Source organism: Arminella tubonensis, from assembly GCF_003240585.1.
Taxonomy (GTDB): Bacteria; Pseudomonadota; Alphaproteobacteria; order Rhizobiales; family Rhizobiaceae; genus Rhizobium; species Rhizobium tubonense.
Window position 1 is genome coordinate 117,101 of record NZ_PCDP01000035.1, and the last position, 16,411, is coordinate 133,511.

Consider the following 16,411-nt stretch of genomic DNA (forward strand, 5'->3'; position numbering starts at 1 on the left):
GTCATTTGCCTCCTGTAGCTGAACCGATCAGCATTGTGATCCCGTCGAGCGCTGCAACGTGACTGACGAACGCGTCACCGCGAACTTCAAAATTCTTATACTGGTCGAAGCTTGCGCAAGCCGGTGATAGCATCACGGCCGAAGCGCCATTCTCGTCTTTTTCAGAATCGGCAGCAGCATGGGCCACCGCCTGTTCGAGTGTCCCCGATATCTCGTAGGGAACCGCTTCGCCGAGCGTCGCTGCAAATGCAGGCGCCGCCTCGCCGATCAGGTAGGCCTTGACGATGTGCGGAAAGAGCGGCGCCAGGGTGGTGATGCCGCCCTCTTTCGGCAGCCCGCCGGCGATCCAGTAGATACGGTCGTAGCTCGACAATGCGGGCGCCGCGGCATCGGCATTGGTCGCCTTGCTGTCGTTGACGAAGACGACGTTGCCACGCCTGCCGACCGGCTGCATTCGATGTTTGAGCCCCGGAAACGACGTCAGGCCCGCGCGGATCTCTTCAGACGAAAGCCCTACTGCAAGGCACGCGGCAATGGCGGCGGCGGCATTCTGCGCATTATGTGAGCCGCGCAGCGTCTGGATGCCGTCGAGGTCAGCAATGGTTGACGTTACGGCGCCGATAGCCTGCACGATACGGCTGCCCTCGGCGTATAGACCGTTGGCGAGGATGCCGCGGCGCGAAATGCGCGTTACCTTTCTTCCCCCCCGCTCGATGCGATCGGCGATCAGCGCCGAATAACTGTCGTCGACGCCGACGATGGCGACGCCACTGCCAGCCACCAGCCGCTCCTTGATGCCGGCGTAGTGCTGCATCGTGCCGTGCCGGTCGAGATGATCGGGCGTCAGGTTGAGCAGGATTCCGGCCGAAGGATTGAGCGTCGGCGCAAGATCGATCTGGTAGGAGGAGCATTCGACGACGTAGTATCGCTCGGCTTTCGGCGGCTCGAGCGTCAGGACCGCCGTGCCGATATTGCCGCCGAGCTGCGTATCGCGGCCGCTCGATTTGAGGATATGGGCGATCAGCGCCGTCGTGGTCGACTTGCCATTGGTGCCGGTGATGGCGATAAACGGACAATTCGGTGCATGCGCCCGGCGTTCACGCACGAAGAGCTCTACGTCGCCGACGATATCAACGCCTGCGGAGCGAGCCAGATCGACCGTCCAATGCGGCTTCGGATGGGTCAGCGGCACGCCCGGCGACAGCACGAACACCGAAAGCGCATTCCAGTCGATAGTCCTGAGGTCGGCGGTGTGTATCCCCTCGGCCGAGGCCTTCATCACGCTGTCCGGATTGTCGTCCCATGCGGTGACGTCGGCACCACCGAGGATCAACGCCCTAGCGGTCGCAAAGCCCGAGCCGCCGAGCCCGAACAGTGCGACTTTCATTCCCTTGAGCGTGGTGACCGGGATCATTCTCGTCTACCGCAGTTTAAGTGTCGAAAGGCCTACCATCGCCAGCACGACTGCGATGATCCAGAAGCGGATGACCACCTGGCTCTCCGTCCAGCCCTTCTTCTCGAAATGGTGGTGGATCGGCGCCATCAGGAAAACCCGGCGGCCGGTCATCTTGAAGAAGCCGACCTGGATGATCACCGACAGCGTCTCGATGACGAAGAGCCCACCGATGATCGCCATGACGATCTCGTGCTTGGTGGCGACCGCGACCGTGCCGATCATTCCACCCAGTGCCAGGGAGCCGGTATCGCCCATGAAGATTGCGGCGGGTGGCGCGTTGAACCACAGGAAGCCGAGCCCCGCACCGATCATCGCGCCAAGCACGACCGAGAGTTCACCGGTTCCGGGTACGAAATTGATCTGCAGGTAGTTTGCGAACACCACGTTGCCCGCGAGATAAGCAATGACGCCGAACGAGGCCGCGGCGATCATGACCGGGACGATCGCAAGTCCGTCGAGGCCGTCGGTCAGGTTGACCGAGTTGCCCGCAGCCACGATGACGAAGCCACCGAACAGCACGAAGAACACGCCGAGATTGATCATGAAGTCTTTGAAAAAGGGAAAGGCGATCGACGAACCGAAAGTCGATCCTGCAGGACCGGAGGAAAGCGCCGACCGCATCATGAAATAAACTGCGATGCAGGCGATCAAAAACTCGATGCCGAGGCGAGCGCGGCCGGAAAAGCCCTTGTCGCTCTGCTTGGTGACCTTGAGATAATCGTCATAGAAGCCGATGGCCCCGAACCCCAGCGTCACCAGCAACACGGCGACGACGTAGACGCTCGAGAGATCGGCCCAGAGCAGGCAGGATCCGACCACGCCGGCGATAATCATCAGCCCGCCCATCGTCGGCGTGCCGGCCTTCTTGAAATGCGTCTGCGGGCCGTCCGCACGGATCGGCTGCCCCTTGCCCTGCCGGACCCGGAGGGAGGAGATGATTTTTGGACCAAACAGGAAAACGATGATTGCCGAAGTAAACAGCGCGCCACCGGTGCGGAACGTGATGTACCTGAACAGGTTGAAGAATTTCACATGCTCCGACAGGTCGACAAGCCAGATCAGCATCAAGAGCCCTTTCTAGGGTCAAATTTCAGTTAGGACAGGATCCAGGGAGTCGGATCATGCCAATTCAATTGGGCCCCGTTTCGGAAAATGCGGCAAACTTGTCAAGCAAACCTGCCACGATCTTCCCGAACCCCGTTCCCAGCGAAGATTTCACCATCAAGACGTCGCCAGGGGCGACAGAATCCAGAATGAACGCCACGAGATCCTCGGTGTTCTCGCGATATTCGACATGCACGCTATCAGGCAACGAATCCCTGAGCGCAGCCATTTCAGGACCGGCCAGCCAGACATGCTCGATGCCGGCGGCAAGAAGCGGCCCCGCCAGATCCGCATGGACCTTGTGCGAATGGTCGCCCATCTCAAGCATATCGCCGAGCACGGCGATGCGCCGCGTCCGGCTGTCCGAGGAACTCGCAGCAAGCAGCGAGATCGCGGCCCGCATCGATGCCGGGTTGGCATTGTAGCTCTCGTCGATCAGCGTGAAATAGGACCCGCCGACCGACAATTTGTGCCGCTTGCCCCTGCCCTTTTCCGGCTGCAGGGTCGACAGCGCTTCGATCGCCTTGTCGAGATCCGCACCTACCAGCGTTACCGCGCCGAGTACTGCCAGAGCATTCTCTGCAATATGACGCCCCGGCGCGCCAATGGCGATTTCGAACGTCTCGCCGCCAAGCGTCAGCCAGAGGGCAGAGTTTTCTTCGGACCCATTGAACTCCGCCAGGCGGAAATCGGCCTTGGGGTGCTGGCCGAAGGTATGGATGTTCTCGACGCCGGCTGCCTGTGCGGCGCGATCGAGGAAATTGAACTGGTCGCTGTCGCGATTGAGAATGGCGTGGCCGCCGGGCACGATCCCTTCGAAGATCTCGGCTTTGGCCGTGGCGATCTCCTTGATGCTCTTGAAATTGCCGAGATGTGCTGCCGCGATCGTCGTGATGATCGCAACATGCGGCTGAACCATCTTCACCAGCGGGCGGATTTCGTCCGGATGGTTCATGCCGACCTCGAAGATGCCGAAGTCGGTATCCTCAGGCATCCGCGCCAGCGTCAGCGGCACGCCCCAATGATTGTTGAAGGATGCGACCGACGCATGCACCTTGCCGGACGGCGTCAACACATGCCGAAGCATCTCCTTGGTGGTGGTCTTGCCGACCGACCCCGTCACGGCAATGATCTTGGCCTCTGTGCGAGCACGCGCCGCGAGGCCGAGCTTGGCAAGGGCCGCAAGGACATCCTCGACGACGATCATCGGAACGGTCAGCCGCCCCATGGCCGGAAGCCGGGCCTCGCTGACGACGAGCAGCGCCGCACCGTTCGCCATCGCCATGCTGGCGTAGTCGTGCCCGTCGACACGATCACCCTTGATGGCGAAGAAGGCTTCGCCGGGGCCGATGGACCGGCTGTCTATGGAAATTCCGGTAATGCCTTCCGGCGGCGTGCCGAACGGCCGGCCCGCCATGGCGGCAATCATCTCATCCGTTGTCCAAAGCCAGCTCACGACCGCTCCTCCAACGCTTTGCGCACTTCCGCATGATCCGAAAACGGCAGGGTGACGCTGCCGATGGTCTGTCCTTCCTCGTGCCCCTTGCCCGCGACGATCAGCGTGTCGCCGGATTTCAACATCCCAACCGCCTGCCGGATCGCCAATGCCCGATCGGCGATCTCGGTGGCGCAACCGGCCGCCGCCATGATTTCTGCCCGTATCGCTGCCGGTACTTCCGAGCGCGGATTGTCGTCGGTGACGATGACGACATCGGCAAGGCGGCACGCGATTTCGCCCATGATCGGCCGCTTGCCCCTGTCACGATCGCCGCCGCAGCCGAAGACGGTTATGACGCGGCCGGTGGTGAACGGCCGTACAGATGCCAGGACATTTTCCAGAGCATCGGGCTTGTGCGCATAGTCGACATAGGCGAGCGCACCGTCCTTGGTGTGGCCGACCAGTTCCAGCCGTCCCGGCGCACCCTGCAGCTTCTCGAGCGCCGCCATCGCGACCGCTGTCGGAACCCCGGTCGAGATCGCAAGACCGGCTGCGACCAGCGCGTTGGCAACCTGGAAGTCGCCGGCGAGCGGAATATGCACTTCGAAGATATCCTTGCCGACATGGACCTCGGCAACCTGCTTGTGACGAAAATGCTCGACGCGCTTCAGCGTCAGGAAATCGCCTTTGCGACCGACGGTCCTGATATCGTGACCAGCAGCGGTAGCAGCGGCTATCGCCTTCTCGGACCATGCGTCGTCAGCGAAGATGACAGCCGGCGACCCCTTCGGCAGAAGGGCTGAAAACAGCCGCATCTTTGCCGCCATGTAGGCGTCGACAGTCGGATGGTAATCCATGTGGTCGCGGCCGAGATTGGTAAATGCGGCGGCTGCAAGCCGGACGCCGTCGAGCCGGAACTGATCGAGCCCGTGACTGGAGGCTTCCATCGCCGCGTGGGTGACGCCTTCCTCGGCGAGTTCGGCGAGAAGCTGATGCAGGGAAACCGGGTCGGGCGTCGTCAGCGAACCGTAGTCGTTGCGCGTTGGCGATACCACGCCTGTCGTACCGATCATCGCGGCAGGATGGCCGGCAAAGGCCCAGATCTGGCGGGTGAACGATGCGACGGAGGTCTTGCCGGCAGTGCCGGTGACCGCGACCATCGTTTCCGGCTGCTTGCCGTAGAAATGCGCGGCGGCGAGCGACAGAAGCCGGCGGGGTTCGGAAACCGCGAGAACAGGGACATCGCCCGCCTGCCCGGGATGCCCGGCGAAGATCACTGCTGCGCCGCGAGCGGCTGCATCTGCGATGAAGCTGGCGCCATCCGCCTTGGTACCGGCGACAGCAACGAAAGCCATTCCAGGTGCGATCTTGCGGCTGTCGGCGGAAAGACCAGAGATTTCAAGGTCACCAAGCGTCCCGTCGACATATCCGTTGAGGTCCGGAAATCCTTTTCCAGTGATGTCCCGCAATTTCATCGCGTATACTGCTTCTCTTTCGGGCCCCCGCGCCCTCGCGAATCGGCCGTTTCACCTATTTACACTTAATAAGACACCAGCAATGCGGAGCTATCTTGTCCGAATTTCGGTTGTACACCGAGATTCGGCGCAGCCCTTGCGATGATGTCACGGGCAATCGGCCCGGCCGTGCCGGCCGAAATTGTGTTGCCGTACTTGGCCTCACCGGACTTTGGCTCGTCACAGAAGGTCATGACGACATATTCCGGATTGTCGATCGGGAAGGCCGCAATGAAGGAGTTGAAGTTCAAGGTCTTGGAATAGCGCCCGTTGACGACCTTGTCGGCGGTGCCCGTCTTGCTGCCGACGTCGAAGCCGGGAACGCGGGCAACACGACCCGAGCCCTTCGAGCCGTTGAAATCGAGCAGGTATCGGATATCGTCGCTCGTGCTTTTCTTGAGGACGACCTTGGCAACCTCGTCGGCCTGCTCCCGCGTACGTGGGAGGAAAGTCGGCTCGATCAACTTTCCACCATTGACGAGGGCTGCGGCCGCAACCGCTGTTTGCAGCGGCGTCGTTGAGACGCCATGGCCGAAGGAGATGGTGATCGAGTTGATCTTCTTCCAGACATGCGGTTGCGACGGCATCTTCACTTCTGGCAGCTCGGTCTGCGTCTTGGTCAAAAGACCGACGCGCGTCAGGAAGTCCTTTTGCGCATCGATGCCTACCAGATCGACGATCTTTGCCGTGCCTATATTGGAGGAGTACTGGAAGATTTCCGGCACCGTCAGCACGCGGCCCTGGCCGTGGAAGTCATGGATCGTAAAGCCGCCGATATGAAGCGGTGCACTGGCGTCGAAGGCATCGTGCAAAGTGATCTTGCCGCTATCGAGTGCCATGGCCATGGTAAAGGTCTTGAAGGTCGATCCCATCTCGAACGTGCCGTTCGACATGCGGTTCAACCATCCTTCGGCAGCACTCGCGTTCGGATTGTTGGGGTCGAAATCCGGTGCCGATGCCATGGCGATGACCTCGCCGGTATGGATATCGAGTACGACCGCGCCGGCACCCTTGGCCTGGAAGTTGGTAACCGCATTGACCACGGCATCTCGTACGATTGCCTGGACCCGCAGGTCGAGCGAAAGCCTGACCGGCTCAAGCGGCTGATTGCTGGTCATGCCGACGGCAGCAAGATCGGCCAGACCCTGGTCGTCGATGTACTTCTCCATCCCAACCACGCCACGGTTGTCGATATTGACATAGCCCAGAACGTGGGAGGCAGTCGGGCCGCCCGGATAGAAGCGGCGCTTCTCCGGACGGAAGCCGATGCCGGGAATGCCAAGCGCCAGGATCTGGCTCTGCTGCTTAGGCGTCAGCTGGCGACGCAGCCATTGGAAATGCGACTTGGAGGAAAGCTTGCGATAGGTGCTCTTCGGCTCGAGATCGGGCAGCACGGTCGACAATTTCTCTGCCGCATCATCCGCATCGACGATCTTGTTCGGCTCCGCAAACAGCGACACGGTACGGATGTCGGTCGCCAGAAGCGCGCCGTTGCGGTCGACGATATCGGGCCGCGAAGCCATCAGCCGGTCCGGCGGCAGGATACTCGAGGTCGTATCCGGCATCGCAACGCCGTATTCGACGAGGCGAGCACCGATGATGCAGTAGACGGTGGTGAAGCTGAGGATCAGCAGGACGACGCGGCTCTTGGCCTGCCCTGATTTGCGCTTGCGCGTACCTTCGAAAATGGCGGCGCTGTAGGGGTCGGTCGGGCGGCTGTTGGCGCCGGCGGAAAAATGAGCCTTGCTCTTCAAAACCATGATGCGAGAGAGAAAAGACATCAGCGCTTCACCGATCCCGTTTTGATTTCGTCTGTGTCAGGCTTGCCGTGCTTCAGCGGAGTGGCCTTCGCCATGGGCTTCGGAGCGGGCTTGGAGGCAACGTCGGCGATCACCTTCCTGATGTCATCATCCGTGCTGCCACCCTTCGACAAGGCTACGCCTGCCGTTTTCGCGCCCTTGCCGTCCTTGCCATCTTTCCCATCTTTCCCATCCTTGCCATCGGCGACGATGGGGGCTTCCGGAAGCTGCGAACGAAGCATCGGCAGCTCCGTCGGCTGGACCATGGCGGTCGACAGCGTCGGAGCGAGCTTGAGCTCTTCGTTATAGTTGTTGACCAGCCGCTCCAGGCGGTTCGGCTGGATCACCAGCGCCCAATCTGCCTTCAGGAGCTCGATCGTATCCTTCTCGAGCTTGATCTCGGATTCCAGGCGATGCACCTCTTCGAGCTTCATCTCGGCCCGATGCTTGATCGTATAGGTCACGGCCGCAGCCGCGGTCATGATGCAGATCAGGATAATGTCAAAGGTCTTCAGCATCTCAACCTCCGAGCTTTCCGAGAGTGGCAAGATTGGGCAACTCGAAGATCGACAGATCGGCGGGCTCGGCGGGCGCGCCGGTCCGGAGACCCGCGCGAAGCTTGGCGGAACGCGCCCGTGGATTGACCGCTGCCTCACCGTCGCTCGCCGAAACCATGGCCTTGCCGATCGCATCGAAGGTCGCTGCCCGCTCATGGACGATCGGCAAGTGCCGAGAGCCGGTCGAGCGGCCTGACCGGTCGGCGAAGAATTTCTTGACGATGCGGTCTTCGAGCGAATGGAAGGTGACGACGACGAGACGCCCGCCGGGCTTCAGGACCTGCTCGGCTGCAAACAGCGCAGCGGCCAGTTCGCCGAGTTCGTCATTGACGAAGATGCGCAGCGCCTGGAAGACCCGCGTTGCCGGGTGAATCTTGTCCTTGGCCTTGCGCGGCGTCACCGTCTCGATCAGCCCGGCAAGATCGCGCGTCGTCTCGAACGGTTGTTCGGCTCGGCGCTTCTCGATGGCGTGAGCGATGCGCGGCGCCTGCTTTTCTTCGCCGAGGTAAACGAAGATCCGGATGAGATCGGCAAGCTTGGCGTGATTGACAACGTCAGCCGCCGAAACCCCGCTGGCCGACATCCGCATGTCGAGAGGACCGTTCTTCTGGAACGAAAATCCGCGCTCGGCCTCGTCGATCTGCATCGAGGAGACACCGATGTCGAGGACAATGCCGTCGAGGCCACCCTCTGGCGCATGCTCGGCAAGCTGCGAAAACTGCGATTGAATGAGCGTGAGATGGCCACTGTGCTTTTCGACCAGCGCCTGTCCGGCAGCAATGGCGGTCGGATCACGATCGAGCGCGATCACGTCGGCGCCGGAGGCAAGGATCGCAGAAGTATAGCCGCCAGCACCGAAGGTACCGTCAAGGATGACCTTGCCGGACGAAGGCGCCAGCGCCTCGATCACCTCGGTCAGGAGAACCGGAATGTGGCGAACCGGTCCGCCATCGGCATCAGAAGAACCTCCGCCTGGATTCGCCACCATTCCGTCCCCTCGTATGATCAGGAACGCCCGCCCGCCAGCCGGCGCTCCTCTCTTGCGGTCGCCTGCAAGGCCTGGAAGGCCCCCGGTTCCCAAAGCTGAAAATGGTCCGCCCGACCGACGAAGGTCACCTCGCTGGTGATGCCGGTGAAATCGCGGATGAAATCCGTGACCATCAGCCGCCCTTCGGCATCGAGCTTCATGAAGACCCCGCCCCCGTGGATAAGGAGCGACATCTGGTTCGCAGCCGGCGAAAACGGATCCTCGGCCGAAATCTGCCGCTCGAATCGATCGAGCAGATCCGGACCACCGACGCTGATCGCCGGAAACACGAAGTCCTGGAAACAATAAAGCTCCTGGACCTTGCGCTCCGACAGCACCGTACGAAACACCGAAGGTACGGAAACCCGACCTTTGGCATCGATCCTGTTTGTCGCATTCGACAGGAAGCGGTTCATCACGCGAAACACCCGTTCCCAATGGCAGGCGAACGATCATCCGTTCGCCGACACCGCCAAAATCGGACACAGCTTCGCAAGCCTCAGGAACGAACATCCCCTTGGCTCCCTCGTCACGAGGGTGGCCGTAGCTTTGCGATGAATGGGCACCGAATTGCCCTTGTGCAGTACGACTTTGGGATAGCATGGGACCATATGGGCGTCAATGGGATGCGACCAAATGAGCACTGTCGCAGCTTAGGATATTCATAAGCTGTTAAGTTTAACGAAAGGTTAGGATCGCCAGCTTCAGCCGGCGCGGACCCAGCGTATATGCAGGGAATCCAAGGAACCGAATTTCTGATTGAGAACATCTAAAACATATTGAATTTCAATAGCTTGCATGAATATATTCCAAGCGGCCGCATGCGCGCCGCCGGGAAAGGAGCGAATACCAGTTGGCCTGTAAGCCGGGTTCTGTAAGGCTCCGACCGAAGTCGGAACGTGGCAGCCATTCATCTGGGACGACACTTGCGCGCCGCCTCATGCAACCCACCCGGATGACCGGCCCGGAAACAGGCTGGAGCGCTTGCGCGCTCCGCGTCATCCCTATTCGGTTTTGCTCCCGGTGGGGTTTACCATGCCGTCGCTGTCACCAGAGACGCGGTGGGCTCTTACCCCACCCTTTCACCCTTACCCGCTCCCGAGGGAACAGGCGGTTTACTTTCTGTGGCACTTTCCCTGAGGTCGCCCTCGCCGGACGTTATCCGGCACCGTGTTTCCGTGGAGCCCGGACTTTCCTCACCTCACCGCCTTTCGACATTGTGAAGCGCGGCTGCCCGGCCAACTGGTAGCCGCTCATTAGCCGAGACCGTCACCGAATGCCACCGAAATATGCCTGACGAAGACTTATGGGGTCAGTTCAGAAAATGCCCTGAAAAATCCGTGCTGTAGGCTTGGTCCTTGATTCGACCTTCGAGGATCAGCTCCGCGCCGAGCCGTCCGATTTCGTCGGAGCTCTTCGCCGCCGTGCCGCATCCGCCTGTCAACACAGCGATACGCGGCGACGTCGTGTAGCTGATCATCGGATAATCGGTCGGCGGATAGGACGTGACGCAGGAACTGCTGGATGTCGAGATCGGCTCCAAACCGGGAACTAGCCCGTGGATCATTCCGGACAGATGCTCGCGCACCGTCTCTCGTCCATCGGTGCGAAACCAGGCGCGCAATTCGCCATCGCTGCCAAGTCCCAGATCATCCGGATCGCCGCCGATTTTCAAATAGTAGCGTCCATCTGGATAGCGTATTGGCGGCAGCAGGTAGATGCTGTCGGCATCGCTGGCGCCCTTGGTGATCAAGGACGGCATGGCGGAAAGAGCCCCGGCATCCGCCTCGCTAACCTCGAAGAACGCGACTGTCCGGCCGCGAATCTTCATGTCAACAGGCGTCGCCAAGAGATTCTCGGCAATGGAGAATCCGCCGGCGGCCATCAGCACCTTCTCGGCACGATAGCTGTGGCCCTCGCTCGTCGTCACGACGGCGAGGCCGCCCTCGTCGCGAATGGACGTTACCGTTTCCTTGATGACCCGAGCACCCGCCTTTTCGGCAAGCAGGGACTGCGCCTTCACCAGCCGACGCGGACTGATGTGCCCGGCACCATGTGGCTCGTGCACGCCCTCGCTGTCGGCGGCAAAGGAAAAATACGGGAAGCGCGCCTTCAGGGCGTGGTCGTCGAGAATGTCGGACCTGACGTCCAGCCGGGAAGCCGCATTGACCACATTCCCTATATAGCTGTCCGCCCCACCCCGCTTCGGACCGACAACGAGGCAGCCGACCTCGGCATAGAAATCAATGCCGCTGTCGCGCTCGATCTCGGCATAGCGGGCGATGGAGCGATTGGCGAGCAGTGCCCAGTTGGCGTCGGGATCGATGGTCCGGGTGATCCGGCCCTCGTCGTAGTGGCTGCCGAAGACGCCGTCGTGACGCTTCCGGTCCTTTGGCTCGTCCGGCCCGATCACCGCGATGCAGTCCGTCTGCCGCGCAAGGTGACGGGCTGCTGCCGCCCCCATCATGCCGCGCCCGACGACGATGAACCTGAAATCCGCTGCCATGTTCGACCCTCGCAAAAACCATCAACCGGATATCATGGTTGATGGTTGATTCAATACTTGAGGAGCAGGCAAAAGCGATTCAGTCCCAAGGACTTGGCAACTTTAGTCGAGAAGCGCCAGCACCTTGCCGCAATAGCGCTCAGAAATAGGGTTCATGCGGGTCGCGGCGTGGCCGGCATTGTATTTGAGGATGGTGTTGCAGGTAGGACCGCCACCGAGTTGCTGGGCCATGGCAAGATATTTCATGCCGATGCGGATATTGGTTTCGGGATCGTAGAGCCCCTTGGCCGAGCCGGTATAGCCCATCATCCGCGCGGTGGCAGGCTTGACCTGCATGAGACCGATTTCGCCGGCGCTGCCGCGCATCTTCGGATTGAAGTTGCTTTCGATCTGGACGACCGCAGTCGCCAGTTCAACCGGTACGCCATTTTGCGTGGCATACTTGGCGATCATATCCGTGTAGGGATTGGCCTTTGCGACGGATCCGCCCGGAGTGACGGCGGCGGTGGCTGCTGCGGCGACTTGCGGAGTGGCATATCCGGTGCTGCGCGTGACGGTCTTCAAGGAAACGGTCTCGACCTTCACCCGATGGCTCCGCTGGGCCACACGATTTTTGTGAACTAGGCGAGCCTTGTGGACTACGTGAGTCTTGTGAACCAGGTGGGTCCGGTGGACCGGGTGGGCAGGCTGGTTCTGGCCGGCGAATGCGCAATCATATCCTATAAGCAACATGCTCACGCACGCTGCAGCCACAGCAATCAGATTTTTCATGTAGTCTTTTGTCTCCGAGCAAGAGATCGCAGGACAGCGCGCAGCGCTATCGACCCGGACACTGCCATTGAATGGCAAGGGTGCCGCAACGATCCCCGTTGATTGATTTACGGCCACACCCAGACAAACAAACAGAGCGTGTGCGGCCGCCGTTCAGTGGCGCCGTTAGACCATCGCAATGAGGAGATAATAGGGAAATGATGTGGCAGCGCAGGGTGTTAGGGATTCTTGAGGCATTAGGAGAATTTTGCGCTGTGGAAAAGGATGCAACTTACGCTAGGCGAAGTTAGGCAAGGCACGGAGCAATCGATGCAGCGTATCGATCGTTGAGAAGTCGGCGATCCCGTCCACTCTCTCCTGCCGGAAATGCCGTTGGAAGGCTTCGACGTCGCCCGCCATGGGTTCCGAAAATTCGCCATTGATGTCAGTGCCGTAACCATAGAGCGACAGCATCGATTGCAGTGCCTCTATCGGCTGCCCGGCGTCGCCCTTCTGGAAGAAGCGTCCGCCGGTAATCGGCGTCGGCTCGACCCAGTGTCCGACCCCTGCAGCGTGCAGCCTTGCCCAGGGAAAGCGCTCGCCCGGATCGACCTTTCGGATCGGGGCCACATCGGAGTGGCCAAGCACCCTTTCAGGAGCGATCGACCAACGATCGCCGCAATCGAGACACAATTCGATCACTGCGGCTATCTGTTCGTCGGGGAAATGAGGCAGCCCGCCGGGATGGCCGGCATTGGCGATCTCGATGCCGATAGACTGGGAGTTGATGTCGCCCTGCTTGTGCCAGCTCCCCTTGCCTGCGTGCCAGGCACGCCGCTCCTCCGGCACCAGCTGGACGACGGTGCCGTCCTCGTGGATGAAATAGTGGCTGGAAACCTGGCTTTCCTCCCGACAGAGCCAGTCGAGAGCGCCGAGCGCGCTGCCCATGCCGGTATAATGCAGGAGGATCATGTCAGGCTTGCGCCCGCCCGCGCGCTCGCCATGGTTCGGCGAGGGCTGCACCAGCGCACGGCGATAATCTGCCGCAAACAAAGTCATGCGGCGCGGCGTTCTTTCTCGATTTCTTCGTAGGCAGCGTTCAGAATCGCCATCCGCTCGTTGGCGATGGCGTGGAATTCCTTCGGAACGCCGCGCGAAACGAGGCGATCAGGGTGGTTTTCGTGGACCAGCCCGTGATAGCGCCGGCGGATCGTCGGGAAATCGTCGCTCGGGGAAACACCGAGAACCTTATAGGGATCGTGGCCGTTGCCGGAAACATGGCGCGCCATGATCTGCTCGAAGCGCTCCTGGCTCATCTTGAAGATTTCGGCGACATGCGAGAGAAACGCAATCTCCTTGTCGTGGATCATGCCATCGGCCTTGGCGATATGGAAAAGACCGTCGAGCACGTCCTCGAGAACCGGGCAATTCTTGGCGCAGGTGACGCAGAGCGACGAAAGGCGTTCGGCATAGGCCTCGTAACCGGCAACATCCTGACGCGCCAGATTATAGAGCCGGGCGACGTTCTTTGCCTGGTCATCGGGAAATTCGAAGATCTCGCGGAAGGCGTTGACCTCTTTGTCGGTCACAACGCCGTCTGCCTTGGCCATCTTGGCGGAGAGCGCAATAATGGCCACGGAGAAGGCCACCTTGCGGCGCGTCTCCGGGTCGCCCTCGAACAGGGTGCGAATAGCCTCAACCACCGCCGACAGAGCATTGCTCGCGGTACCGACGGCATTCAGCAACTTTTCCCAAAACGACATGATGGTCTCGATCACTCTTCAGAATGAGAAACACGTTGATCAAATAATGGTTGCAAAAGCAAGCTGTCCATTGGTCGCATGTCTGAAAACACCTTTCACAATTCGGTAATGATCGGCCGCCCGCTAGCGACCCATCGCGTTCGCTTTTCGGCGCTAAAATCGAATGAATTTCGCAGCTTGGCCCGCTCCGGAGACGCTTTTCATCCGGAGTTCCGATGCCCTTTGGCGACCACCCTCGGCTCACCTCTTTGAACTGATCGGCCAGAACGGATTTCAATTGGAGGCTGGCGAGACATCCGACTGCCTGCGGCTGCCCTATCCGCGGCGTTCGCCTTTTTGGCGCTGCTCCCGCGCGCGCGCATCCGGCTCGGATGCAAAGCACGCCTTTCGTAAATTCTTTACTTTACAGCCTCCATTCCCTGTCGCATCCATTCCCACAGCAACTATCGGAAGGACGCAACGCGTCCCTGCAAGGAGGAACCTATGGCCAAACAGAAAGTCGCAATGCTCACCGCCGGCGGACTGGCGCCCTGTCTCTCCTCCGCGGTCGGCGGCCTCATCCAGCGCTATACCGACGTCGCGCCCGATATCGAAATCATCGCCTATCGCTCCGGCTATCAGGGCGTCCTGCTTGCCGACCGCATACAGGTGACCCCATCGATGCGCGAACGCGCCCATCTGCTTCACCGATACGGTGGCTCGCCGATCGGCAACAGCCGCGTCAAACTGACCAACACGGCCGATCTCCTGAAGCGCGGCATGGTCAAGGAAGGCGAAAACCCGTTGCGGGTCGCAGCCGAACGCCTGGCTTCCGACGGGATCACCATCCTGCACACCATCGGCGGCGACGACACCAACACCACGGCTGCCGATCTTGCCGCCTATCTCGGTGCCAATGGATATAACCTGACAGTGGTCGGCCTGCCGAAGACCGTCGACAACGACATTGTGCCGATCCGCCAGTCGCTCGGCGCATGGACAGCAGCCGAAGTCGGCGCCGCCTTCTTCGACAATGTCAGTAACGAGCAGACGGCGGCACCACGCTCGCTCGTCATCCACGAGGTCATGGGTAGACATTGCGGCTGGCTAACGGCGGCAACCGCCCGCGCCTATATCCAGAAAACCAGCAATAACGAATATGTCGAAGGCTTCATGACCAACGCCGAGATGAAGTCGATCGATGGTCTCTATCTTCCGGAAATGGCGTTCGACGTCCAGGCCGAGGCGGAACGTCTGAAGGAAGTCATGGACAAGTCGGGACATGTCACGCTGTTCGTCTCCGAAGGCGCCTGCCTCGACGCGATCGTGGCGGAGCGGGAAGCCGCGGGCGAAAGCATCAAGCGCGACGCATTCGGCCACGTGAAGCTGGACACCATCAATGTCGGCAGCTGGTTCCAGAAACAGTTCGCCTCGCTACTCGATGCCGATCGCTCCATGGTCCAGAAATCAGGCTATTACGCCCGCTCCGCGCCCGCCAACGGCGAAGACCTGAGACTGATCCAGGGCATGGTCGACCTTGCCGTCGAAAGCGCACTCAACAAGGTGTCGGGCGTGACCGGTCACGACGAGGGCCAGGGCGGTAAGCTGCGCACCATCGAATTCCCGCGAATCAAGGGTGGCAAGCATTTCGATCTCCACGCGAAATGGTTCGGCGAGGTCATGGATCACATCGGGCAAAAATACAAAGAAGCCTGATTGACAGCTTTTGACGGCGATGGCTTGGTTGCGGCGAACAGAACAGGAGGAGCAGATGTCCATTCAAACCTGGCTCGCGTTCGCCGCAGCGTCGGCGATCATGCTGGCCATCCCCGGTCCGACCATCCTTTTGGTGATCTCATATGCGCTTGGCCACGGACGCAGGACTGCGCTTGCGACGGTCACGGGCGTCACGCTCGGCGACTTCACAGCCATGACGGCGTCGCTTGCCGGCCTCGGCGCCCTGCTGGCCACCTCTGCCTCCCTGTTCACGATTCTTAAACTGATTGGTGCTGGCTACCTGATTTTTCTCGGAATTAAGCTCTGGCGCGCCCCAATCATTAACGGCCCAATGGGCGACAACGACAACCTTCCAGAAGAAAAACCACTGAAGATTCTTGCACACGCCTATGTTGTGACGGCGCTGAACCCGAAGAGCATCATTTTCTTCATCGCCTTCGTCCCGCAGTTCCTCGATCTCGGCAAGCCCTTCCTTCCGCAAACGCTTATTTTAGAGGCAACCTTCCTCGCTCTGGCGGCGCTCAACTCGCTCGCCTACGTCCTTCTGGCGGACATGGCACGAGGCTTCATTCGCAAGGCAAGCGTGCAGCGATTGGTCAATCGAACCGGTGGAACGCTGCTGATTGCGGCGGGTGCGGTGACCGCTGGATACCGTCGGATGGCTGCCTGAGCGTCAACCACGCTTGCGGCTCAATCACGAATAGGTTAATTGGGGTTCATAAATTTATTTTACCTGTGACTGTTTTACATCGCAGGTGGGGCGAAAATTTTCGGAAGCGAC

Annotated in this window: 14 protein-coding genes and 1 other RNA gene; 2 read left to right on the forward strand and 13 right to left on the reverse strand. The window is 60.4% G+C overall.

From position 1 onward, the window contains the following. Window position 1: 1 nt before the first annotated feature. The 13 genes from murD to CPY51_RS12270 form a co-directional block, all read right to left on the reverse strand. Window positions 2-1,414, reverse strand: a complete 1,413-nt coding sequence (gene murD, locus CPY51_RS12210; protein ID WP_111160493.1) for a UDP-N-acetylmuramoyl-L-alanine--D-glutamate ligase — start codon at window positions 1,412-1,414, stop codon at window positions 2-4. Between the two features lie 6 nt (window positions 1,415-1,420). Beyond that, entirely contained in the window at window positions 1,421-2,521 is a 1,101-nt protein-coding gene (gene mraY, locus CPY51_RS12215; protein WP_111160494.1) for a phospho-N-acetylmuramoyl-pentapeptide-transferase, read from the reverse strand. Window positions 2,522-2,585: 64 nt separating this feature from the next. Further along, the gene (locus tag CPY51_RS12220; protein ID WP_111160495.1) at window positions 2,586-4,016 is read right to left on the reverse strand and encodes a UDP-N-acetylmuramoylalanyl-D-glutamyl-2,6-diaminopimelate--D-alanyl-D-alanine ligase; all 1,431 of its coding nucleotides are present in this window, start codon (window positions 4,014-4,016) and stop codon (window positions 2,586-2,588) included. Next, window positions 4,013-5,473 (reverse strand): UDP-N-acetylmuramoyl-L-alanyl-D-glutamate--2,6-diaminopimelate ligase, encoded by a 1,461-nt coding sequence (locus CPY51_RS12225; RefSeq protein ID WP_111160496.1) that lies wholly within the window; start codon window positions 5,471-5,473, stop codon window positions 4,013-4,015. Before CPY51_RS12225 ends, CPY51_RS12220 begins: the two co-directional genes overlap by 4 nt. Before the next feature lie 65 nt (window positions 5,474-5,538). Beyond that, window positions 5,539-7,293 carry a peptidoglycan D,D-transpeptidase FtsI family protein gene (locus tag CPY51_RS12230; protein WP_111160497.1) on the reverse strand — a complete coding sequence of 585 codons (1,755 nt, stop codon included), beginning with the start codon at window positions 7,291-7,293 and terminating at the stop codon, window positions 5,539-5,541. Then, window positions 7,293-7,829, reverse strand: a complete 537-nt coding sequence (gene ftsL, locus CPY51_RS12235; protein ID WP_111160498.1) for a cell division protein FtsL — start codon at window positions 7,827-7,829, stop codon at window positions 7,293-7,295. Before ftsL ends, CPY51_RS12230 begins: the two co-directional genes overlap by 1 nt. Before the next feature lies 1 nt (window position 7,830). After that, the gene (gene rsmH, locus CPY51_RS12240; RefSeq protein ID WP_111160499.1) at window positions 7,831-8,856 is read right to left on the reverse strand and encodes a 16S rRNA (cytosine(1402)-N(4))-methyltransferase RsmH; all 1,026 of its coding nucleotides are present in this window, start codon (window positions 8,854-8,856) and stop codon (window positions 7,831-7,833) included. Between the two features lie 17 nt (window positions 8,857-8,873). Next, window positions 8,874-9,311: a division/cell wall cluster transcriptional repressor MraZ gene (gene mraZ / locus CPY51_RS12245; RefSeq protein ID WP_111160500.1), complete on the reverse strand. Its 438-nt coding sequence runs from the start codon at window positions 9,309-9,311 to the stop codon at window positions 8,874-8,876. Between the two features lie 429 nt (window positions 9,312-9,740). Beyond that, an RNA gene (gene rnpB, locus CPY51_RS12250) (RNase P RNA component class A) lies at window positions 9,741-10,141 on the reverse strand. 66 nt (window positions 10,142-10,207) lie between these two features. Beyond that, on the reverse strand, window positions 10,208-11,401 hold the full coding sequence (locus CPY51_RS12255; RefSeq protein ID WP_111160501.1) for an NAD(P)/FAD-dependent oxidoreductase: 1,194 nt from the start codon (window positions 11,399-11,401) through the stop codon (window positions 10,208-10,210). A 102-nt stretch (window positions 11,402-11,503) separates the two neighbouring features. Next, window positions 11,504-12,172 carry a lytic transglycosylase domain-containing protein gene (locus tag CPY51_RS12260; protein ID WP_244598629.1) on the reverse strand — a complete coding sequence of 223 codons (669 nt, stop codon included), beginning with the start codon at window positions 12,170-12,172 and terminating at the stop codon, window positions 11,504-11,506. A 276-nt stretch (window positions 12,173-12,448) separates the two neighbouring features. Beyond that, window positions 12,449-13,210, reverse strand: a complete 762-nt coding sequence (locus tag CPY51_RS12265) for an N-acetylmuramoyl-L-alanine amidase (protein WP_111160502.1) — start codon at window positions 13,208-13,210, stop codon at window positions 12,449-12,451. Further along, on the reverse strand, window positions 13,207-13,914 hold the full coding sequence (locus CPY51_RS12270) for a J domain-containing protein (RefSeq protein ID WP_111160966.1): 708 nt from the start codon (window positions 13,912-13,914) through the stop codon (window positions 13,207-13,209). Before CPY51_RS12270 ends, CPY51_RS12265 begins: the two co-directional genes overlap by 4 nt. A 483-nt stretch (window positions 13,915-14,397) precedes the next feature. On the opposite strand from CPY51_RS12270, the gene CPY51_RS12275 reads away from it, so the two are divergent. Next, complete coding sequence (locus CPY51_RS12275; protein ID WP_111160503.1) at window positions 14,398-15,609, forward strand: pyrophosphate--fructose-6-phosphate 1-phosphotransferase; 1,212 nt, start codon at window positions 14,398-14,400, stop codon at window positions 15,607-15,609. Between the two features lie 55 nt (window positions 15,610-15,664). Further along, window positions 15,665-16,300 carry a LysE family translocator gene (locus CPY51_RS12280; RefSeq protein ID WP_111160504.1) on the forward strand — a complete coding sequence of 212 codons (636 nt, stop codon included), beginning with the start codon at window positions 15,665-15,667 and terminating at the stop codon, window positions 16,298-16,300. The last annotated feature ends 111 nt before the right edge of the window (window positions 16,301-16,411 follow it).